Genomic DNA, 19,684 nt, shown 5'->3' with positions numbered 1-19,684 from the left:
CCTCAGGCCCGCGCGGTGCGGCGGCGCCACTTTTCCCACAACCGGGGCAGCGCGATCACCCCGATCAGCAGCAGGCCGATCATGATCGACATTACGATACCCGGCACGTTCAGCAGGCCCAGCCCGAAGGTGACCAGCCCCATGACGAAGGCCGCGATCACCACACCGGGTATGCTGCCCGATCCGCCCAGAATATTCACCCCGCCCAGCACCACCATTGTCACCACCTCCAGCTCCCAACCAAAGGCGATGGAAGGCCGGGTGGAGCCGAGCCGCGAGGTCAGGCACACCGCCGCGACCCCTGCCATCAGCCCGGTGAGCAGGAACAAAATGAACTTCACCCGCGCCACCCGGATGCCAGAAAACAGCGCGCCCGTAGGGTTGTTGCCAATGGCATAGGCGGCCCGGCCAAAGTTGGTCTTGTGCAGCACCACGCCGTAGATCACCGCGAGCAGGGCAAAGAGCACCAGCTCGAAGGAGATCACCCAGAACACGTAGCCCTGCCCGAAGAAGGCAAAATCCGCCGGGTAGCCCTTGTAGACCTGATCGCCCAGCACGATGTAGCTGATCCCGCGAAACAGGCTCATGGTGCCGATCGTGACAACGATCGAGGGCAGCCCGAGCCGGGTAACGAGCACGGCGTTGAACGCGCCGCAGGCCAACCCGGTCGCCAGCCCGATCAGCACGAGCCCCGGCGTGCCCACGCCAAACTGCACCGCCGCGCCCATCGCCGTTGAGGCCAGCGCGATGATCGCGGCCACGCTCAGGTCGATCTCACCCGAGATGATGAGCAGCGCCATGGCAAAGGCGATCATCGCCTTTTCGGTGAAGTTGAAGGTCGCGTCCGACAGGTTCCACGCGTTCAAAAAGTAGGGCGAGGCAAAGCTGTTGGCGATGAAGATCGCCACCGCCACCAGCAGCAGCAGGCTCTCCCAGCTTTTGAGCCGCGCCTCCAGCGGCGAGCGCAAGCGGTCGGGAATGTGCCGTGTTGTCATCTCGCTCATGCCGCCTGCTCCGCCGATTTGAGGATGATCCGCCCCTTCACCCGCGCCGCGCGGGCGTTGACCGCGACCGCGATGATGATCGCCGCGCCCGAGATGGCGAGCTGCCAGAACGGCGAGATATCGACCACCGGCAGCGCGTTCTTGATGACGCCGAGAAAGAGCGCGCCCAGCAGCGCCCCGCCGACCGTGCCCACACCGCCCGCGATGGAGATGCCGCCGATGACGCAGGCCGCCACCACATCAAGCTCGAAGCCCCCGGCGATATCGACATAGGCCACCGCATAGCGCGAAACCCAGAGGTAGCCGGTGATCCCGGCCAGCGCGCCCGAGATGGTGAAGGCCCAGAACTGGGTGCGGCCCACGTCCAGCCCGGTATAGACAGCCGCATGCGGGTTGCCGCCCACCGCGTAGAAGGCGCGGCCAAGGCGCGTGCGGGTCATCACCACGGCAAAGACGGCAACCGCCACCAAGGCCACCCAGCTCAGCATTGGCAGGCCCAGAAGCTCCGCCCGGGGGAAGGCCTTGAACCCCTCGCTCATCTCGTGGCTGTTCACCCATTTGCCGTCCGAGATCAAAAAGATGATGCCCCGGAAGATCGTCATCGTGCCCAGCGTCACCACGATGGGCGGGATTTGCAGCTTCCAGACCAGCAGGCCGTTGACCATGCCCATCAGCGTGCCCAGCGCCAGCGCAACGGCGAGGATCACCGCCACCGGCACGCCGGGGAAGCTGACGTTGATCATCGCCACCACCATGCCGGTCAGCGCGAGGTTGGCGGCCACCGAGAGGTCAATGCACTTGGTCAGGATCACGATCATCTGGCCGATGGCGAGCAGGATGAGCGGCGAGGTGTCGTTGAACACATGCGCGAGGTTGCCCGGCGCAATGAAGCCCGGAAAGCGCGTGGCGATCAGCGCCAGCAGCACCGCGATGGCCCCAAGCAGGAGCGCCTCGCGCGATGAAATCAGGCGTTGCAACATGGCGCCCACCTCGCTCTCAAATGCCCGCCGCATGGCGGACAAGGGTTTCAGGGGTCAGGGCCTCGCCCTCAAGCTCGGCGGCGATCCGGCCCTCGCGCATCACGATCACCCGGTCCGACATGCCGAGGATCTCGGGGATCTCGGAGCTGACCATGATCACCGCCAGCCCCTGCGCGGCCAGCTCGGCCATGAACTCATGCACCGCCGCCTTGGAGCCGATATCGATGCCCTTGGTCGGCTCGTCGAGGATGATCACCCGCGGCTTGGTGGCGAGCCACTTGGCGATCACCACCTTCTGCTGGTTGCCGCCCGAGAGGCTGCCCACCGGCGTATCCAGCGAGGCCGCCCGCAGGTCGAGCCGCTCGGTGTATTCGCGTGCCAGCCGGAACTCCTCGGCCAGCTTCAGAAAGCCCCGGCGCGAGGTGCGGCCCAGAGAGGGCAGCGTGACATTCTGAAAGATCGGCATGGCGGTGATCGCGCCCTGCTTGCCGCGGTCCTCCGGCACATAGACGATGCCCTGCGCGATGGCCTCTGCGGGCGAGCGCACGACCGCCAGCTCGCCCTCGATCTTCGTCACCCCCTTGGAGGGACGGGTGATGCCGAAGAGCGCCTGCATGAACTCCGAACGCCCGGCACCGACCAGCCCGTAAAAGCCAAGGATCTCGCCGCGCTTGAGTGAAAAGCCGATCTCGTCAAACTCGGTCGGGTGGCTGTAGCCCACGACCTGAAGCACCTCTTCGCGGGGCGCACTCTGCCGGTCGGGGAAGACCTGGCTCACATCGCGGCCCACCATCATCTTGACCAGCGCCGCCTCGTCGATCTCCGAGATCAGCCCGTCCCCGATGAACTGCCCGTCGCGGAACACGGTGTAGCGGTCCGCGATGCGGAAAATCTCGTCGAACTTGTGGCTGATGAACAAGATGGCCTTGCCCTGTGCCTTCAGCTTCTCGACCAGCTCGTAAAGCTCTTCGATCTCCTTGTGCGAAAGCGCGGCGGTCGGCTCGTCCATGATCACCACGCGGGCATCGACAGAGAGCGCGCGCGCGATGGCGACAAGGTGCTTGTTGGCGATACCGAGGTCGCGCAGCCGGGTGGCCGGGTCAATCTCGGCGCCGATGCCGCGCAGGATCTCGCCCGCCCGCGCCTGCATGCTCCGCCAGTCGATCAGGCCGAACCGCCCGCGCGGGGCGTGGCCCAAAAAGATGTTCTCGGCGACCGAAAGCTCGTCAAACAGCACAGTCTCCTGATGGATCGCCGTCACCCCGGCGCGGGCCGCGTCCTGCGCTGTAGGGAACTGCATCGGCGCGCCATCCACCAAAATGGCGCCGCCGTCGGGCTGGTAGATGCCCGTGAGGGTCTTCACCACGGTCGATTTGCCCGCCCCGTTCTCGCCCACCAGCGCCGTCACCTCGCCAGGGTAGAGCCGGAGCGACACGCCATCGAGCGCCTTCACGCCCGGAAAGGCCTTGGTGATGCCCTCCAGCGCCAGCACGGGGGTGCCGGCGGCAGGTGCCTGATCGGCTGAGGCTTGATCGGCCTGGGATTGCATCAGCATGCCCGCTCCATCGGGGCCCGCGCAGGAGCCCGTGTTATCCGTGTGCGATTGCGCGAATGGTCCGGCGTGCAGGGCCTTGCCCCGCTGGCCGGAAACTGTGCTCCGGCGCAGGTCAAGCCGCGCCGGAGCAGTGCCGATCAGAAGATCGACTTGAACTCGTCGATGTTCGAGCTGTCGTAGACGAAGGGGTCTGCCATCGCGCCCGAGGTCGTTTCATCCAGCGTCACCTCGCCCATGCGGCCCATCGGGATGGAGGCGCCCGGCTCGGCGCTGGCCGCGCCCGAGGCGAGGGCATGGGCGATCATCGTGGCCGAGTAGCCAAGGTCGATCGGGTTCCAGATCGCGAAGGACTTGGAGGCGCCGCTCTCGATGGCCCCGGCCATCTCGGAAGGCAGGCCAAGGCCGGTCACGTTGATCTCGCCCGCCTTGCCGGCATCCTGCACCGCCTGCGCGGCCGCCACGATGCCCACGGAAGTCGGCGCGATGATCGCGTCGAGATCCGGGTAGGACTGCATGAGGCCCTGCGCCTCGCGGTAGGACTTGTCGGCAAGGTCATCGCCATAGACAGTGCCCACCACCTCGATGCCCGGATAGTCCGGCAGCACCTTGTTCATCTCTTCTATCCAGATGTTCTGGTTCGTCGCCGTGGCAGAGGCCGAAAGCACGGCCACTTGCCCGCCGTCCGGCAGGTGATCGGCAGCCAGCTTGATGATCATGTTGCCGATCAGCGGATTGGACGAGGGGTTGAGGTGCATCGAGCGGCCCTCTTCGGCCACGCCGCTATCCCACGAGATTACGGTGATGCCACGCTGCTGCGCCTTCTTGAGGGCGGGCACCAGTGCGTCGGGGTCGTTGGCGGAGATCGCGATGGCATCCACGCCCTGCGCGATCAGCGCGTTGATCACCTCGATCTGGCCCTCGGCGGTGGTGTCGGTCGGGCCGGTGTAGATGATCTCCACGTTGCCCAGCTCGCCCGCGGCCTCTTCGGCGCCCTTGGCGGCGGCCTCGAAGAAGCCGATCCCGAGCGCCTTGACCACCAGCGCGATGCGCATGTTGTCCTGCGCCATCGCGCTGGTGCCCATGAGGCTGACAGCGATGCTGGCGCCTGCGAGAAGTTTGGTAAAGTTGCGACGGATCATGGTTTCCTCCCTGAGATCACGATGCATGTTCCGGCGGGTCAGCCCGCCTCTTCCTGCTGGGCCGCGCCACTCTGCGCGACGATCAGCGTCACCTCTGCCGCCTCAAGCATGGCGGCGGCCTTATCGGGGATCCCCTCGTCGGTGATCACCGTGTCGATCCGGGTCAGCGGGCACAGCACAAGGCTGGACCTGTTGGCGAACTTCGAACTGTCGACCAGCACCACCAGCTCATCGGCCTGCCCGATCAGCTTCTGCTCGGCCTGAATCAGCAGCGGGTCGGCCTCCATCAGCCCCAGCGGGCCGAGGCCCTGCGCCCCCATGAACATCCGGCGGGCATAGAAATTGCGGGTCACATCATTGTCGAAAGGCGACAGGATGATGTTCTGCTCGCGGTAGATCACCCCGCCCGAGAGCATCACCGTGTTCTTGGAATGCTTCAGCAGGTGCTCGGCGATGGGAAAGGAGTTGGTGAACACCTGGCACCGGCGCGAGGCCAGCGGGTGCACCATCTGAAAGGTCGTCGTGCCGCCATTGATGATGATCGAGTCGCCATCGTCGCAGAGCTCCACCGCCGCGCGGGCAATCGCCTGCTTCTCGTGGCTGTGCATGGTTTCGCTGACGGCAAAGGGCCGCCCGGCCAGCCCGACAAACTGCGGCGGCGTGATCGCCTCCGCCCCGCCCCGCACCCGGCGCAGCTTCTTTTGCGCATCGAGCGCGGCAATGTCGCGGCGGATCGTGGCTTCGGAAGCTTCGGTCAGGTTGCACAGGTCCACCACCGTCACGACCGGCCGGTCCTGAACGGCGGAAAGGATGATCCTGTGGCGTTCCTTCTCGTGCATTGGCACCTCCCATTGAGCAGCGAGATTTGCCGGATTCGGTGGGCTTGTCAATCATTACCGATCACAAACAATCATTCTGCGCCGCAGCATGATTGGTTTTGATCGTTTGAGATTGACATTCCGCCGCAGCGCCGTCAGGTTCCCGGCGAGGAACAGGCGCTGACTGCGGGCGCCCATCGGGAGGATGCCATGTTGAAGACCGCCGGAAAAACTTCGGAAAATCAGCTTCTTGAGAACCGCTGGAACGAGGTCGATGCCGCCGACATGAGCGAGTCGGAGCTGCTGCTCTACCGCTCCAATATCCTCGGCTCCGACAAGCGGGTCACCAACTACGGCGGCGGCAACACCTCCGCCAAGGTGATGGAGGTCGATCCTCTCACCGGCAAGGAGGTCGAGGTGCTCTGGGTCAAGGGTTCGGGCGGAGACATCGGCTCGATGAAGCTCGATGGCTTCGCCACGCTATACATGGAGAAGCTGGAGGCCCTCAAAGCCCTCTATCGCGGGCCCGAGCATGAAGACGAGATGGTTGGCTACCTCCCCCACTGCACCTTCAATCTCAACGCCCGCGCCGCCTCCATCGACACGCCGCTGCACGCCTATGTGCCGCGCAAACATGTCGACCACGTCCACGCCGACGCGATCATCGCCATCGCCGCCTCGAAGAACTCCAAGGCGCTGACGCAGGAGATTTTCGGCGACAAGATCGGCTGGCTCCCGTGGAAGCGCCCGGGTTACGAACTGGGCCTATGGCTGGAAAAGTTCTGTCTCGAGAACCCCGAGGCCGATGGCGTCGTGCTCGAAAGCCACGGCCTCTTCACATGGGGCGATACCGCCCGCGCCTGCTATGACAAGACCATCGAGATCATTAACGAGGCCACCGCATGGCTGGCCCGGCGCACGGCCGATGTGCCAGCCTTCGGCGGCCCCCTGCACGAGAGCCTCGGCGAGGCCGAGCGCCGCGCCGTTGCCGCCCGCCTGATGCCCGCGATCCGCGGCTTCGTTTCCGGCAACCAGCACATGGTCGGCCATTTCAACGACGAGCCCGCCGTGCTGGAATTCGTCAACGCTCAGTACATGCGCCCGCTGGCCGCCCTCGGCACTTCCTGCCCCGACCACTTCCTGCGCACCAAGATCCGCCCGCTGGTAGTGGAATTCGACCCCGCCAAGGGCAACATCGACGAGGTGCTTGAGGGCCTGCCCGCTCAGGTCGCCGCCTACCGCGACGATTACGCCGCCTATTACGAGCGCTGCAAACACGCCAACTCCCCGGCCCTGCGCGACCCCAACGCCGTGGTCTACCTCGTGCCCGGCGTCGGCATGATCACCTTCGCCAAGGACAAGGCCACTGCCCGGATTTCCGGTGAGTTCTACGTCAACGCGATCAACGTGATGCGCGGCGCTTCTGCGGTGAGCGAATACACCGGCCTGCCCGAGCAGGAGGCCTTCGATATCGAGTACTGGCTGCTCGAAGAGGCCAAGCTGCAACGCATGCCCAAGCCCAAATCCCTCGCGGGCCGTGTGGCGCTGATCACCGGCGGCGCGGGCGGCATCGGGGCAGCCACCGCCGCGCGTTACCTCGCCGAGGGCGCCTGCGTTGTGCTGGCCGACATCGCCGAGGACGGCCTGAAGGCCACGCAGGAGCAGCTCGCCCAGCGCTACGGGCGCGACGTGGTCCGCTCGGTCATGATGAACGTCACCGACGAGGCCGCCGTGGCCCGCGCCTATGCCGAGGCGGCGGTGGAGTTCGGCGGCATCGACATTCTGGTATCCAACGCCGGCATCGCCTCCTCCGCGCCCGTCGAGGAGACCTCGCTGGCGCTGTGGAACAAGAACATGGACATCCTCAGCACCGGCTACTTCCTCGTCAGCCGAGAGGCCTTCCGGCTGATGCGGGTGCAAAAGATGGGCGGCGCAATCGTCTTCGTCGCCTCCAAGAACGGCCTCGCCGCCTCGCCCAATGCTTCGGCCTATTGCACCGCCAAGGCCGCCGAAATTCACCTTGCCCGCTGCCTTGCGCTCGAAGGCGCGGAGGCAGGCATCCGGGTGAACGTGGTCAACCCCGATGCGGTGCTGCGCGGCTCCAAGATCTGGGAGGGCGAATGGCTCGACCAGCGCGCCTCGACCTATGGCACCGACAAGGAGGGGCTGGAGGAGATGTATCGCAATCGCTCCATGCTCAAACGCTCGGTCCTGCCCGAGGACATCGCCGAAGCCGCCTATTTCTTCGCCGCCGAGACCTCGGCCAAGTCGACCGGCAACATCCTCAACGTGGATGCCGGCAACGTTCAGGCCTTCACGCGCTGAGGAGGAGGGGACCATGAGTTACGAAAGCGCCAAGGCCCAATTCGCCGATTGGGGCGTCGATACCGAGGCCGCCCTGAGCCGCCTCGCCACCATCCCGATCTCGATGCACTGCTGGCAGGGGGATGACGTGGTCGGCTTCGAGCCCAAATCCGGCACCTCCGGCGGCGGCATTCAGGCCACCGGCAACCACCCCGGCCGCGCCCGCACGCCTGCCGAGCTGCGCGCCGACCTCGACTTTGCCTATTCCATGATCCCCGGCAGCCACCGGCTGAACCTCCACGCGATCTACATGGACACCGACGAAACCCCGGGCCGCGACGAGATCGAGTTTCGCCACTTCACCCCCTGGGTCGACTGGGCCCGGGAGGCCGGCATCGGGCTGGATTTCAACCCCACCTTCTTTGCCCACGAAAAGGCAGACGACAACCTCACCCTCTCGCACCCCGACAAGGGCATTCGCGATTTCTGGGTCGAGCACGGCTGCCGCAGCCGTGAGATCGCCGCCGAGATGGGCAAGGCGCTCGGCTCGCCCGCCGTCAACAACGTCTGGGTGCCCGACGGCTACAAGGACACCCCGATCGACCGCATGGCCGCCCGAGCCCGGCTCGAAGCCTCGCTGGATGACATGTTCTCCGAGCCGCTGAACGCCGCCCACATGCTGGACGCCGTAGAGAGCAAGCTCTTCGGCATCGGGGTCGAGGCCTGCACCGTCGGCAGCCACGAGTTCTACCTCGGTTACGCGATCCGCAAGCGCACCCTGCTCTGCCTCGACATGGGCCACTTCCACCCCACCGAGAACATCGCCGACAAGCTCTCCGCTTGCGCCCTCTCGTTGGGCGACATCCTGCTGCACGTCTCGCGCCCCATGCGCTGGGACAGTGACCACGTGATCCTGCTGAACGACGATATCCAGGCCATGGCCAACGAGCTTGTCAGCGCCGATCTGCTGGGCCGCACCCATATCGGGCTGGATTTCTTCGATGCCACCATCAGCCGCACGGCGGCCTGGGTGATCGGCACGCGCAACATGCAAAAGGCCCTGCTCCGGGCGCTGCTGTTGCCGCTCGACCGGCTGAAGCAGGCCGAAACCGCGCTCGATTTCTCCACCCGCTTCATGCTGACCGAAGAGCTGAAAGACATGCCCTATGGCGCGGTCTGGCAGGAGTTCTGCGCGCGGATGGAGCGGCCCGAGGGGATGGCGCTGATCAAGGACCTGGAAGACTATCAGGCCAGCGTTGCGGGCCGCGGCTAGGCGGCCTCAGCGCGCCTTCTGCGGGCTATCGATGGCCCCGGCGGTGAGCACCGGCGAGGCGTCGATCTCTTCGGCATCCAACATCGCCGCCACCCGCTCTAGCGAGGCCACAAGCTGCGCCTGCTCCCAGTCGGCCATCTCGTCGAAGGACCGCACGAATCGCTGTTGCAGCGCGTCGGGCGCCTCGCGCACCGTCTCCCGCCCACTCTCTGTGATCACCACGTTGGTTTGCCGCCTGTCGGTCTGCGAGCGCTCGCGGCTGACATGGCCGGTCGCCTGCAACTTGTCGACAAGCGCGGTGACGGTGGCCTGCACCACGCCCATCTGGTCGGCCAGCGCCTTGGGCGTGGCGCTGCCCTCGGGCCTGCCCCGTAGAATCTGGAGCACCCTGAGCTGCGCCGGTGTCACCCCGGCGGCCTGCGCCAGATCGCGATCATAGAGCCAGATCGCCCGGATGATGCGCCGCAGGGCGATCAGGCTGTCGTCAACACGGTCTGCGGGCGAGGCTGTCATGGGTGAAGTGTGCCACGGCAGCAAAAAACTCTTCAATCCCCAAAGCGTTAGCGGCAGGATGCTTCAACAAGCTAAACGAAGAGAACACTAGATAGGCGTATATTTCACACATAAATCTGGATTTTTCTCTGGTTTCACGAAGATTCTGTGAAACTTTCCTTCGCTTGTTGAATTACAATTCAAAGCCGCTTACTTAGCCATACGAAACAAATGAGGACACCTGCCGATGCCAAGAGATCTCGCCGAACCCCGAACTCGGACGCCCCGCCTGCGCAAACCCGATGCGACGGACGGGGCCGATATCTGGGCGCTTGTCAAAAGCTGCAAGCCTCTCGACGAGAACTCGATGTATGCCAACCTGATCCAGGCCGACCACTTCCGCGATACCTGCGTGGTGGCCGAACTGGAGGGCGATATCGTGGGCTGGATTTCCGGCCACATGGTCCCGGCGAAAGACGAACTCTTCGTCTGGCAGGTGGCGGTGAGCCCCAAGGCACGCGGACTGGGCCTCGGCAAGAAGATGCTGGCCGAGCTGCTGGAGCGCGACGCCTGCGACGAGGCCGACCACCTCAAGACCACCATCACCAAAGACAATGCCGCCTCCTGGGCGCTCTTCCGCAGCTTTGCCCGTTCCATCGGCGGCGAACTGACCGACGAGCCGCACTTCGAACGTGACGCGCATTTCGACGGTCATCACGACACCGAACACATGGTGACGATCAGCCTGCCCTCCCCCGGTGCGCTGGCGCGCGCAGCCTGATCGACCTCTCCCTCACAGACCGGATTCAATCCTGAAAGGATTCCTCATGCCCAAGGACATGACCTTGACCGATGACATTTTCACCCGCCGCGAAAGCGCGGCTCGTTCCTACTGCCGTGGCATGCCCGCGATGTTTGCCAAGGGCCGCGGCTCCGAGCTGATCGACGCCGATGGCGACAGCTGGATCGACTTTCTCGCTGGCTGCTCCTCGTTGAACTACGGCCACAACGACCCCGACATGAAGGCTGCACTAATCGAGCACATTACCGCCGATGGCATCGCCCACGGGCTCGACCTGCACACCGATGCCAAGGCGGGCTTCATCGAAGCTTTCGAGCGCCACATCCTCGCCCCGCGCGACATGGATCACCGCATCATGTTCACCGGCCCGACCGGCGCCAATGCCGTTGAGGCGGCGATGAAGATCGCCCGCAAGGTTACTGGCCGCACCAACATCATCGCCTTCACCAACGGCTTCCACGGCGTGACCAACGGCGCGCTGGCAGCCACCGGCAACGGCTACCACCGTGGCGGCGCCGCGATGGACCTCGCCGGCGTGACCCGGATGCCCTTCGACGGCTACTTCGGCGAAGACGTGGACACCGCCGCGCAACTCGAGCAGATGCTCTCCGATGCCTCCGGCGGCGTCGATGCGCCCGCCGCGATCATCCTTGAGACCGTGCAAGGCGAGGGTGGCCTCAACGCCGCCAGCCCCGAGTGGGTCCGCCACATCGAGGCGATTGCCCGCAAGCATGGCGCCCTGCTGATCATCGACGATATCCAGGCCGGCTGCGGTCGTTGCGGCACCTTCTTCTCCTTCGAGGAGATGGGCGTGACCCCCGATATCGTGACCATGGCCAAGAGCCTCTCGGGCTTCGGCCTGCCCTTCGCCGCCGTGCTGGTGCGCCCCGAGCATGACGTGTTCGGTCCCGCCGAGCACAACGGTACCTTCCGGGGCAACACCCATGCCTTCGTAACCGCCCGCGTGGCGATCGAGAAGTTCTGGGCCGATGAGGCCTTCGCCAAGGAGCTGGCCGAGAAGCAGCAGCTGATCCATGACCGTCTGGCAGACCTCGCCGCCATGGTGCCCGGCGCGACCCTCAAGGGCCGTGGCCTCATGCAGGGCGTCGATGTGGGCTCCGGCGAACTGGCCGGTGCCATCTGCGCCCGCGCCTACGAGCTGGGCCTCGTCATCGAGACCTCGGGCAACGAGGATCAGGTGGTCAAGGTGCTCGCCCCCCTCACAACGCCTGTCGAGACCTTCTCGAAAGGCTTCGATATCCTGCTGTCCGCCGCCCGTGGCGTGCTGGACGGCCAAGCCAAGATCGCAGCGGAGTAACCCGATGATTGTCAGAGATTTCAACGAGATCGTCAAAGACGAGCGCGACCGCGTGGTATCCGACGCGCAATGGAGCTCGGTGCGGATGCTGCTGGCGCAGGACGGGATGGGCTTTTCGTTCCATATCACCTTCCTCGAAGCGGGCTCGGAGCACACCTTCGAGTACAAGAACCACTTCGAGAGCGTCTATTGCATGCAGGGCACCGGCTCGATCACCGATCTGGCCACCGGCGAGACCCATCACATCAAGCCCGGTGTCATGTATGCGCTCGACAAGCACGACCGGCACACGCTGAAGGCGGATGAAGAGCTGGTGATGGCCTGCTGTTTCAACCCGCCCGTGACCGGCACAGAAGTTCACCGCGAGGACGGCTCCTATGCCCCCGCGGAGGAGGCCGAGGAGGCCTGAAATGACCCATACGGTTGAAAAAATCGGCGGTACCTCGATGGACCGCATTCATGATCTGCGCGACACGCTCATCCTCGGTGGGCGTGGCGCGGAGGCGCTCTACGGCCGGGTCTTCGTGGTCTCGGCCTTCGGCGGCATCACCAACCTGCTGCTCGAACACAAGAAAACCGGCGCGCCCGGTGTCTACGCGGCATATGCCCGTGGCGACGATGCCGAGGGCGAGGGCTGGGAGGCCCGGCTGACGGCAGTGGCCGATGCAATGCGTGCGGCCAACGCCCGCGTGCTGGACGAGGGCGAGGACCGGGTGAAGGCCGATGCATTCGTCGATGACCGCATCCAGGGTGCCCGCACCAGCCTGCTAAACCTGCGCCGTCTCTGCCGCCACGGCCACTTCCGCCTGTCAGAGAACCTCGCGCACACCCGCGAGCTTCTGGCCGGGCTGGGCGAGGCGCATTCGGCCTATGTCACCACCCTGCTGCTGCAACGCGCCGGGGTGAACGCCCGCTTCATCGACCTGTCGGGCTGGCGGGATGAAGGCGGCCTCGACCTGAGCGACCGGATCACCAGCGCCCTCAAGGGCGTGGACATGAGCCGCGAGATGCCCATCGTCACCGGCTACGCGCAATGCCGCGAAGGGCTGATGAACGAGTTCGACCGGGGCTACTCCGAGGTGACCTTCTCGCAACTGGCCGCCCTCACCGGCGCCCGCGAGGCGATCATCCACAAGGAGTTTCACCTCTCCTCCGCCGACCCCAAGCTGGTGGGCGAAGGCGCGGCGCGCAAGCTGGGCCGCACCAACTATGATGTGGCCGACCAGCTCTCGAACCTCGGGATGGAGGCGATCCACCCCAAGGCGGCAAAGACCCTGCGTCAGGCCGAGGTGCCCCTGCGTGTGACCAACGCCTTCGAGCCCGAAGATCCCGGCACGCTGATCGATGACCGCCCCGCCGAGACGGCTGCGGTGGAAATCGTGACCGGTCTCGATCTCTTCGCGCTGGAGGTATTCGAGCAGGACATGGTCGGCGTGAAGGGCTATGACGCCGCGATCCTCGAGGCGCTCACCCGTCACGGCGTGCGCATTGTCTCCAAGGTCTCCAACGCCAACACGATCACCCACTATGTGGACAGTTCGATGAAGGTGCTGCGCCGGGTCGAGAATGACCTCGCCAAGCTCTACCCTTCCGCCGAGATCAGCACCCGCGCCATCTCGATGGCCTCGGTGATCGGTCGTGACCTTTCGGGCCTTTCGGTTCTCACCCGCGGGCTGCAATCCATCGCGGAAGCCGGGCTGGAGGCCATCGGCGCCAGCCAGGGGCCGCGCAACGTGGATGTGCAGTTCATCCTCGACCGCGAGGCGCTGGACCCGGCGATTGCCGCGCTCCATGGCGCCCTGGTCGAAGGCGTTGCCCCGCCACTGGTGCGGGCCGCCTGATCACCAACACGACCAAAGCGGCAGGGGCTCAGTTGAAATCCATCGGCAGATTGAACGACTGGGTCCCGCCGCCAAGCTGCTTCGGCGCGCGCGGCATCCGCCCCGCGCTCCGCACCGCCTGAACCGCCGCCCTGTCGAGCCGCGCATTGCCGGACGAGCGCACAATGCCCACGCCGGTCACCTGCCCCGAGGCGGCAACGCTGATCCGCATCACCACCCGCCCACGCCCACCCGGCGAGCGCTTGCGCCGCTCGATCCGCGAGCGTATCTGCGCGCCCCATTGCGCCATCAGGTTCTGCTTCTGGCTGGCCGAAAGCTGCCGCGCCCCCGCATTCTTCGCAATTCCCGCCTGAGAAGAGCCGCCCGACCCGGCTGACTTTGCCCCGGCACGCGCGGGCGCCGTCTCCTGCGCCGGCCTCGCCTGCTGGGTGGCCTGCTTCCGCGCTGGCTGGGCCGTGCGCTTCGGCTCGGGTTTTGGGGCTTCGGCCACCGGCGGCTCGGGCCGCTGCGGCATCTTCCGGGGCCTGATGCTGCGGTCTGGCGCAGTCTTGGGTTGCTGCGGCTCGGCATTGGCCGTGTCGATCTCGGGCACCTCTGCGGGCGCAGGCGGCGTGGCACGCGGCTGATCGGGCACTGTCGGGCGCATCGTTTCAGGCAACGCGGCCACCTGCGGCAGGTCCGGCGTCGCGGGCAGTTGTGCCGGAGCGATAGCTGCGGGCGGCACCTCGACAGAGGGCGAGACAGGGCTTTCTTGCAACACAGGCTCCGTATCCATCTGCGGCGCAGCCTCCGCTGCATCGGGCTGCACCTGCTGCGGCGCCTGCGTAGGCGGCAGGGCCTCGGACAACGCAGCCATCTCGGGCGGACTGGTCTCCGGCTCGACCGGCTCGGGCTGGGCTTGCGAGACAGGCTCCTCAAGCTCCGGCGGGCGCTCCCACTCTTCCACCATTGCCGCCGTGGTCGCGCTGGCCGCGGTGATCGAGGCAGCATCCTCGCCACCCTCGCCGCCGGTCATCGCGCCGCCCTCGGGCTTTGGCAACGCAAAGGCAATGGCGATGTGCAAGAGCACGGCCACGCCTACAAAAACCGGAAAATCCGCCCTCATTGCGGCACCGCCACAAGCTCGACACGGGTCAGCCCCGCCGCCGAAAGCTGTGCCATCACCCGGGCCACCGCGGCGGCCTCAACCTTGCCATCCGCCCGCACCTGCGCCTTGTCCGCGCCTGCCGCCACAAAGGCCGCCACGGCGGCCTCTCCGCGCAGGTCTTCAAACGCCAGAGCCCCGTCAGCGCCAATGTAGAGCGTCGCCACCCCGGTCTCGGCCTCCTCGCCCTGCGCCACTGGCGGCTCCACCTCAATCGGCTCGGGCGGGGTGAGGCTTGAGGTCATCAGGAAAAAGATCAGCAGCAGGAAGACCACGTTGATCATCGGCACCACGGATTCCCCCGAGGTGCGGCGGGGCTGATCGGAAAAATCCATCATTCGACCAGCACCAGCCCGGTGTAGCCCGCCGCGCGCAGCGCCTCGGCCACCGAGATCACCCGTTGCAAATCAGCGCCATCACGCCCGCGCAGGATGACCGTGTCGCCCCTCTGCTCTACCAGCCCGGCCAGCGCCTCGGCCAGCACCGCCTCGCCGGTCTCCACCCCGTTCAGCCGCAGCGCCTCCGGGGTGATGTCCACCAGCCGGGGCGGGCCGCTGTAGGCCGTGCCCCCGCCGCGGCCCGCCAAGGGCATCGGCAGCATCACATCGGTGCCAAAGCGCGAGGCCAGCATGAAGAAGACCAGCAGCAGAAAGACCACGTCGATCAGCGGGGTCAGGCTGGGCCGTCTGGGCTTTCGGGGCGCGTCGAAAAGGGTCACGCCGTTACTCCGCTGCGCGCGCCAGTTGGGTTTGGGGCGGGGCATCAGCCACAAAGAGCCGGGCGGCGAGGTCTTCCATGTCTTCGCGCACGCCGTCGCGGATGGACTCGAACCACGTGAGCGCGATGGAAGCCGGGATCGCCACCGCCATGCCTGCCGCCGTGGTCAGCAGCGCCTCCCAGATACCGCCCGCCAGCATCGCCGGGTCGGCCCGGTTGCCGGATTCCTGCAAGGTCTGGAAGGCGTCGATCATGCCGAGCACCGTGCCCAGAAGGCCGAGCAACGGTGCGATGGTGGCGATCAGCTCCAGTGCCCGCAGCCCGCCCGAGAGGCGGGACAGCTCGCGCTTGGCCACGCGTGAAACCTCCTCGCGGGCACTCTCCTCGTCCAGCTCGCGCCGCGCCAGCATCGCCGCGCGGGTCATCCGGCTGCGCACACCGCGCCGCCGCGCAAGGCTGGAGAGCGCGTCATCCCGCTGCCCGTCCGTCCACATCCGAACCGCACGGAACGAATGCTTGCGAGACCACGCACCGGCGGCAGAGAAGCGCCAGATCTTCCAGAGGATCAGCGCCAGCGTCAGCACCGAAAGTGCCGAAATCGCCCAGATCGCCGGCCCGCCTTGAATGAGAAAGTCGGTCAGACGCTCCAAAGCGCTCAACTGCGGCTCTGCGGGTGCGGCAGGCTCGGCCGCGGCCGGAGTTACCTCCTCGGCAGGCGCCGCTGCATCGGTCTGCTCGCCGGCATCGCCCGCCTCAGCGCCACCCGCCCCTGCATCGGAGCCACCAATAGCCGGCGGGGTTTCGCTCGCGGCACGCGGCGCCGTGTCGGCACCTCCGCTCACCGCTGGCGCCGAATCGGCGGCCTCGGGGGCCGCAGGTGCAGCGGGCGCATCTTGTGCAACATCCGGCGCCGTGTCCTGCGCGTGCAGCGCCCCGATCCCGGCTCCGGTTGAAAGAGCGGCCAAAGCCACGGCTAGAAGGGTTCGGCGCATGGCCTGTCCGCCAAGGATCATCGGCTTATTCCTTATCGGGCGCGGGCCGCATCATGCGCGACAGCTGCCCTGAGTTTCCGTGCAGGCGCATGGGGTTGAGCTGAAAGCCACACCTTCGGCACCACGCGGCACCGCCCGGCAAAGCCCCCCAAAGCGTCATTCGGGCTAAATCCTGACTATAAAAGTCGGAAATGTCCAGCCCTCGAAACCTACCCCACGGGCCTGCCACCAGAGACCTTGCGGACCAGCACGTAGAAGGCCGGCACAACGAAAATTCCGATGAAGGTCGCCGCCGTCATCCCGCCCAGCACGCCGATGCCGATGGCGTTCTGCGCCTTGGCCCCGGCCCCGGTGGCAATCGCCAGAGGCAGAACACCAAGCATGAAGGCCAGCGAGGTCATCAGGATCGGACGCAGCCGCATCTTCGCCGCCTCGATCGCCGCCTGCACCGCCGTGCGCCCCGCCACCTCCAGATCGCGGGCGAATTCGACGATCAGGATCGCGTTCTTCGCCGCCAGCCCGATGGTCGTCAGAATGCCGACCTTGAAATACACATCGTTCGTCTGCCCGAAAATCAGCGCAAAGGCGAGCGCGCCCGCCAGACCGACCGGCACGGCCAGCATCACGGCAAAGGGGATCGACCAGCTCTCATAGAGCGCCGCCAGCGAGAGGAACACGACGAGCGCCGAGAGCGCATAGAGCCACGGCGCCTGGCTGCCCGACTGCTGCTCCTGATAGCTGAGCCCGGTCCAGGCCACGCCGTATCCGCCCTCCAGCCCCTCGGCCAGTTCGGCAATCGCATCCATCGCCTCGCCGGACGAGACCCCGCTGCCCGGCTGCCCCGAAATCGAGATCGCCGAGGTGCCATCGATCCGCGCGAGAGAAGGCGTGGTCGAGACCCATTCGGTGGTGATGAAACTGGCAAAGCTCACCATCTCGCCCGAGGCGTTGACGGCAAACCAATCTTCCACGTTCTCCGGCTGCATCCGGTACTGCGCATCGGCCTGCACGATCACCGGGCGCAGCGAACCGTCCTTGTCGAAGTCGTTCACGGAGCGCCCGCTGAAGATCGTCGAGAGGATGCTGTTCACCCCGCTCACCGATACGCCGAAGCTCTCTGCCTTCTGCTGGTCGATCACCAGCCGCAGCACCGCCTCGCTATCTGTGCCTGAGGCCCGCACGTTGGACAGGCGCGCATCCTGCCCGGCCACGGCTTCCAGTTCCTCGGCGGCGGCCATCAGCGCCTCGGTGCCGTTGGCGCCATAGTCCACCAGATACATCGAGAAGCCCGAGGTGTTGCCCAGCCCCTGAATCGCCGGCGGCTGCACAAATATCACGCGGCCCGCGCGGTTGTTGCCGAACTTGGCCGTGGCCCGCCCGATTACCGAGGCGGCGGAAAGGTCGTCGCCCTTCCGCTCCTCGAAGTCCTTCAGCTTCACGAAGAGCATCGCCACGTTCTGGCCCGAGCCGCCAAAGCCAAAGCCGAGCGAGGCAAAGGTGCTGTCCACCGCCTCGGCCTCTTCGGTCAGCAGGTAGGTCTCGATCTCATCCACCACCTGCGCCGTCTGCGCCGTGGTGGTGCCCTCGGAGAGGTTGACCATGACCATCATCACCCCCTGATCCTCTTGCGGCAGGAACGACGATGGCAGCCGCGAGTAGGTGGCCCCCGCCGCCGCGATGATACCTGCGAGGATCAGCACCGCCATCAGCGGCGCCTTCGCCAGCCGTTTCACCACGCCCGCATAGCCATTGGTCATCCGGTCGAAGCCTCGGTTGAACCACTGCGCCGGCGCAAAGCTGGTGCCGTGACCCCGCCGCAGCAGCGAGGCGGTCAGCGCCGGTGTCAGGATCAGCGCCACGAGCGCCGAGAGCACCATCGCCGAGATGATCGTCACCGAGAACTGCCGGTAGATCACCCCTGTCGAGCCGCCGAAGAAGGCCATCGGCAGGAACACGGCGGAGAGCACCAACGCGATCCCGATGAGCGCGCCGGTGATCTGGCCCATGCTCTTCTCGGTCGCGGGCATCGGCTCCAGCCCGTCTTCGTCCATAACCCGCTCGACGTTTTCGACCACCACGATGGCGTCATCGACCAAAAGGCCGATGGCCAGCACCATGGCAAACATGGTCAGCGTGTTGATCGAAAAGCCCAGCGTCGCCAGCACCGCAAAGGTGCCCGCCAACACCACCGGCACCGCCAGAATGGGGATCACCGTGGCCCGCCAGTTCTGCAGGAACAGCAGGATCACGATGAACACCAGCCCGATCGCCTCGGCCAGCGTGTGATAGACCTTCTCGATCGAAAGCTCGACAAAGGGCGAGGTGTCGTATGCGGTTTCAAAATGCACGCCCTCGGGCAGCGAGGCCTCCAGCTCCGCAAGGGTCTCCCGCACGGCCTCGGCGGTATCCACCGCATTGGCACCGGTGGCGAGGTTCACACCGAAGCCCGAGGCGTTCTCGCCGTTGAACCGCGCATCACCGCCGTAGCTCTCCTGCCCGATCTCGATGCGCGCCACGTCGCCCAGCCGCACCTGCCCGCCGCCTTCTTCCGACTTCAGCAGGATGTTTTCGAACTCCTCGACCGAGGTCAGCTGGCTCTGCGCCGTGATCGTGGCGGTAAACTGCTGCCCCTCGACCACCGGCACGGCCCCCAGCGAGCCCACCGACACCGTGGTGTTCTGGTTCGAGATTGCGGTGGTCACGTCCGAAGGGGTCAGCTGGTATTCGGCCAAGCTGAGCGGGTCGAGCCAGACCCGCAGTGCGTAGCCCGAGCCGAAGATGTTGATCGAGCCCACGCCTTCCGTCCGCTGCACCGGGCCGGAGACCCGGGTATCGAGCAGATCGCCCAGTTCGACGGTAGAGTAGGAGCCGTTTTCCGAAACGATGGCGCCCACCATCAGGATCGACGAGGTCGACCGCGTCACGCTCACGCCAGAGCTCTGAACCGTATCGGGCAACTGGCCCTCAACCTGGCTGACCTTGGATTGCACATTGTTCTGCGCATCCACCGGATCCACGCTCTCGCCGAAGACAAGGCTGATCGAGGAGGAGCCCTCGCGCGAGGTGCTCTCCATATAGAGCACCCCGTCGAGCCCGGTCATGGCGTCTTCGATCACCGATGTGACCGAGTTTTCAACCGCCGAGGCCGTGGCCCCGGAGTAGCTGGCCGAGACCCGCACGGTGGTGGGGGCGATGTCGGGGTATTGCGACACTGGCAGTTGGGTGAAGGCAAAGAGGCCCGCCAGCATGGTGACGAGGGCGAGCACCCAGGCAAAGACCGGGCGGTGAATGAAGAATTGTGCCAT

General features: G+C 66.0%; 17 protein-coding genes. 6 read left to right on the top strand and 11 right to left on the bottom strand.

All coding sequences use genetic code 11. The annotated features are described in order from the left end of the window. Positions 1 to 2: 2 nt before the first annotated feature. The 5 genes from ACUXVX_RS06350 to ACUXVX_RS06330 form a co-directional block, all read right to left on the bottom strand. Positions 3 to 1,004 (bottom strand): ABC transporter permease, encoded by a 1,002-nt coding sequence (locus ACUXVX_RS06350; protein ID WP_446310848.1) that lies wholly within the window; start codon positions 1,002 to 1,004, stop codon positions 3 to 5. Continuing rightward, positions 1,001 to 1,984 (bottom strand): ABC transporter permease, encoded by a 984-nt coding sequence (locus tag ACUXVX_RS06345; RefSeq protein ID WP_222491248.1) that lies wholly within the window; start codon positions 1,982 to 1,984, stop codon positions 1,001 to 1,003. Before ACUXVX_RS06345 ends, ACUXVX_RS06350 begins: the two co-directional genes overlap by 4 nt. 16 nt (positions 1,985 to 2,000) lie before the next feature. Further along, entirely contained in the window at positions 2,001 to 3,539 is a 1,539-nt protein-coding gene (locus tag ACUXVX_RS06340; RefSeq protein ID WP_446310847.1) for a sugar ABC transporter ATP-binding protein, read from the bottom strand. Between the two features lie 137 nt (positions 3,540 to 3,676). Next, positions 3,677 to 4,678, bottom strand: a complete 1,002-nt coding sequence (gene rhaS / locus ACUXVX_RS06335) for a rhamnose ABC transporter substrate-binding protein (RefSeq protein WP_446310846.1) — start codon at positions 4,676 to 4,678, stop codon at positions 3,677 to 3,679. 38 nt (positions 4,679 to 4,716) lie between these two features. Continuing rightward, complete coding sequence (locus ACUXVX_RS06330; RefSeq protein ID WP_222470347.1) at positions 4,717 to 5,517, bottom strand: DeoR/GlpR family DNA-binding transcription regulator; 801 nt, start codon at positions 5,515 to 5,517, stop codon at positions 4,717 to 4,719. Positions 5,518 to 5,706: 189 nt separating this feature from the next. Here ACUXVX_RS06330 and ACUXVX_RS06325 point away from each other — a divergent pair, with 189 nt between their 5' ends. Both ACUXVX_RS06325 and ACUXVX_RS06320 read left to right on the top strand, forming a co-directional pair. Next, positions 5,707 to 7,821 (top strand): bifunctional rhamnulose-1-phosphate aldolase/short-chain dehydrogenase, encoded by a 2,115-nt coding sequence (locus tag ACUXVX_RS06325; RefSeq protein WP_446310845.1) that lies wholly within the window; start codon positions 5,707 to 5,709, stop codon positions 7,819 to 7,821. Between the two features lie 13 nt (positions 7,822 to 7,834). Beyond that, a complete protein-coding gene (locus ACUXVX_RS06320) occupies positions 7,835 to 9,073 on the top strand; it encodes an L-rhamnose isomerase (RefSeq protein ID WP_446310844.1) in 1,239 nt (412 codons plus the stop codon). A 6-nt stretch (positions 9,074 to 9,079) separates the two neighbouring features. Here the strand turns inward: ACUXVX_RS06320 and ACUXVX_RS06315 are convergent, their stop codons facing one another. Further along, positions 9,080 to 9,586 (bottom strand): MarR family winged helix-turn-helix transcriptional regulator, encoded by a 507-nt coding sequence (locus tag ACUXVX_RS06315; protein WP_222470350.1) that lies wholly within the window; start codon positions 9,584 to 9,586, stop codon positions 9,080 to 9,082. Positions 9,587 to 9,812: 226 nt separating this feature from the next. On the opposite strand from ACUXVX_RS06315, the gene ectA reads away from it, so the two are divergent. The 4 genes from ectA to ACUXVX_RS06295 are packed head-to-tail and all read left to right on the top strand — an operon-like array spanning position 9,813 to position 13,526. Then, positions 9,813 to 10,346 carry a diaminobutyrate acetyltransferase gene (ectA, locus tag ACUXVX_RS06310; protein ID WP_222470351.1) on the top strand — a complete coding sequence of 178 codons (534 nt, stop codon included), beginning with the start codon at positions 9,813 to 9,815 and terminating at the stop codon, positions 10,344 to 10,346. A gap of 46 nt (positions 10,347 to 10,392) precedes the next feature. Then, positions 10,393 to 11,685, top strand: coding sequence for a diaminobutyrate--2-oxoglutarate transaminase (ectB, locus tag ACUXVX_RS06305; protein WP_446310843.1), 1,293 nt, complete (start codon positions 10,393 to 10,395; stop codon positions 11,683 to 11,685). Positions 11,686 to 11,689: 4 nt separating this feature from the next. After that, positions 11,690 to 12,094, top strand: coding sequence for an ectoine synthase (locus tag ACUXVX_RS06300; RefSeq protein WP_222470353.1), 405 nt, complete (start codon positions 11,690 to 11,692; stop codon positions 12,092 to 12,094). A 1-nt stretch (position 12,095) separates the two neighbouring features. Beyond that, positions 12,096 to 13,526, top strand: coding sequence for an aspartate kinase (locus tag ACUXVX_RS06295; protein ID WP_446310842.1), 1,431 nt, complete (start codon positions 12,096 to 12,098; stop codon positions 13,524 to 13,526). Positions 13,527 to 13,554: 28 nt separating this feature from the next. On the opposite strand, the gene ACUXVX_RS06290 is transcribed toward ACUXVX_RS06295, so the two are convergent. From ACUXVX_RS06290 to ACUXVX_RS06270, 5 genes are all read right to left on the bottom strand, one after another. Continuing rightward, entirely contained in the window at positions 13,555 to 14,631 is a 1,077-nt protein-coding gene (locus ACUXVX_RS06290; RefSeq protein ID WP_446310841.1) for a TonB family protein, read from the bottom strand. Then, entirely contained in the window at positions 14,628 to 15,008 is a 381-nt protein-coding gene (locus ACUXVX_RS06285; RefSeq protein WP_315898466.1) for an ExbD/TolR family protein, read from the bottom strand. The genes ACUXVX_RS06290 and ACUXVX_RS06285 overlap by 4 nt, the downstream gene beginning before the upstream one ends. Next, on the bottom strand, positions 15,005 to 15,388 hold the full coding sequence (locus tag ACUXVX_RS06280) for an ExbD/TolR family protein (protein ID WP_446310840.1): 384 nt from the start codon (positions 15,386 to 15,388) through the stop codon (positions 15,005 to 15,007). Before ACUXVX_RS06280 ends, ACUXVX_RS06285 begins: the two co-directional genes overlap by 4 nt. 4 nt (positions 15,389 to 15,392) lie before the next feature. Continuing rightward, positions 15,393 to 16,400 (bottom strand): MotA/TolQ/ExbB proton channel family protein, encoded by a 1,008-nt coding sequence (locus ACUXVX_RS06275; RefSeq protein ID WP_446310839.1) that lies wholly within the window; start codon positions 16,398 to 16,400, stop codon positions 15,393 to 15,395. A gap of 188 nt (positions 16,401 to 16,588) precedes the next feature. Beyond that, positions 16,589 to 19,684, bottom strand: coding sequence for an efflux RND transporter permease subunit (locus ACUXVX_RS06270; protein WP_446310838.1), 3,096 nt, complete (start codon positions 19,682 to 19,684; stop codon positions 16,589 to 16,591).

The organism is Vannielia sp. SX4 (assembly GCF_052828525.1).
The sequence above is the reverse complement of the archived record's forward strand: the minus strand, read 5'-3'. Positions and strand labels throughout refer to the sequence as shown.

What these genes read in the sequence shown, in the direction of transcription:
- ACUXVX_RS06350 (WP_446310848.1), bottom strand. Translation starts at nt 1,004, where the DNA reads ATGAGCGAGATGACAACACGGCACATTCCCGACCGCTTGCGCTCGCCG.
- ACUXVX_RS06345 (WP_222491248.1), bottom strand. Translation starts at nt 1,984, where the DNA reads ATGTTGCAACGCCTGATTTCATCGCGCGAGGCGCTCCTGCTTGGGGCC.
- ACUXVX_RS06340 (WP_446310847.1), bottom strand. Translation starts at nt 3,539, where the DNA reads ATGCTGATGCAATCCCAGGCCGATCAAGCCTCAGCCGATCAGGCACCT.
- rhaS (WP_446310846.1), bottom strand. Translation starts at nt 4,678, where the DNA reads ATGATCCGTCGCAACTTTACCAAACTTCTCGCAGGCGCCAGCATCGCT.
- ACUXVX_RS06330 (WP_222470347.1), bottom strand. Translation starts at nt 5,517, where the DNA reads ATGCACGAGAAGGAACGCCACAGGATCATCCTTTCCGCCGTTCAGGAC.
- ACUXVX_RS06325 (WP_446310845.1), top strand. Translation starts at nt 5,707, where the DNA reads ATGTTGAAGACCGCCGGAAAAACTTCGGAAAATCAGCTTCTTGAGAAC.
- ACUXVX_RS06320 (WP_446310844.1), top strand. Translation starts at nt 7,835, where the DNA reads ATGAGTTACGAAAGCGCCAAGGCCCAATTCGCCGATTGGGGCGTCGAT.
- ACUXVX_RS06315 (WP_222470350.1), bottom strand. Translation starts at nt 9,586, where the DNA reads ATGACAGCCTCGCCCGCAGACCGTGTTGACGACAGCCTGATCGCCCTG.
- ectA (WP_222470351.1), top strand. Translation starts at nt 9,813, where the DNA reads ATGCCAAGAGATCTCGCCGAACCCCGAACTCGGACGCCCCGCCTGCGC.
- ectB (WP_446310843.1), top strand. Translation starts at nt 10,393, where the DNA reads ATGCCCAAGGACATGACCTTGACCGATGACATTTTCACCCGCCGCGAA.
- ACUXVX_RS06300 (WP_222470353.1), top strand. Translation starts at nt 11,690, where the DNA reads ATGATTGTCAGAGATTTCAACGAGATCGTCAAAGACGAGCGCGACCGC.
- ACUXVX_RS06295 (WP_446310842.1), top strand. Translation starts at nt 12,096, where the DNA reads ATGACCCATACGGTTGAAAAAATCGGCGGTACCTCGATGGACCGCATT.
- ACUXVX_RS06290 (WP_446310841.1), bottom strand. Translation starts at nt 14,631, where the DNA reads ATGAGGGCGGATTTTCCGGTTTTTGTAGGCGTGGCCGTGCTCTTGCAC.
- ACUXVX_RS06285 (WP_315898466.1), bottom strand. Translation starts at nt 15,008, where the DNA reads ATGATGGATTTTTCCGATCAGCCCCGCCGCACCTCGGGGGAATCCGTG.
- ACUXVX_RS06275 (WP_446310839.1), bottom strand. Translation starts at nt 16,400, where the DNA reads ATGATCCTTGGCGGACAGGCCATGCGCCGAACCCTTCTAGCCGTGGCT.
- ACUXVX_RS06270 (WP_446310838.1), bottom strand. Translation starts at nt 19,684, where the DNA reads ATGGCACAATTCTTCATTCACCGCCCGGTCTTTGCCTGGGTGCTCGCC.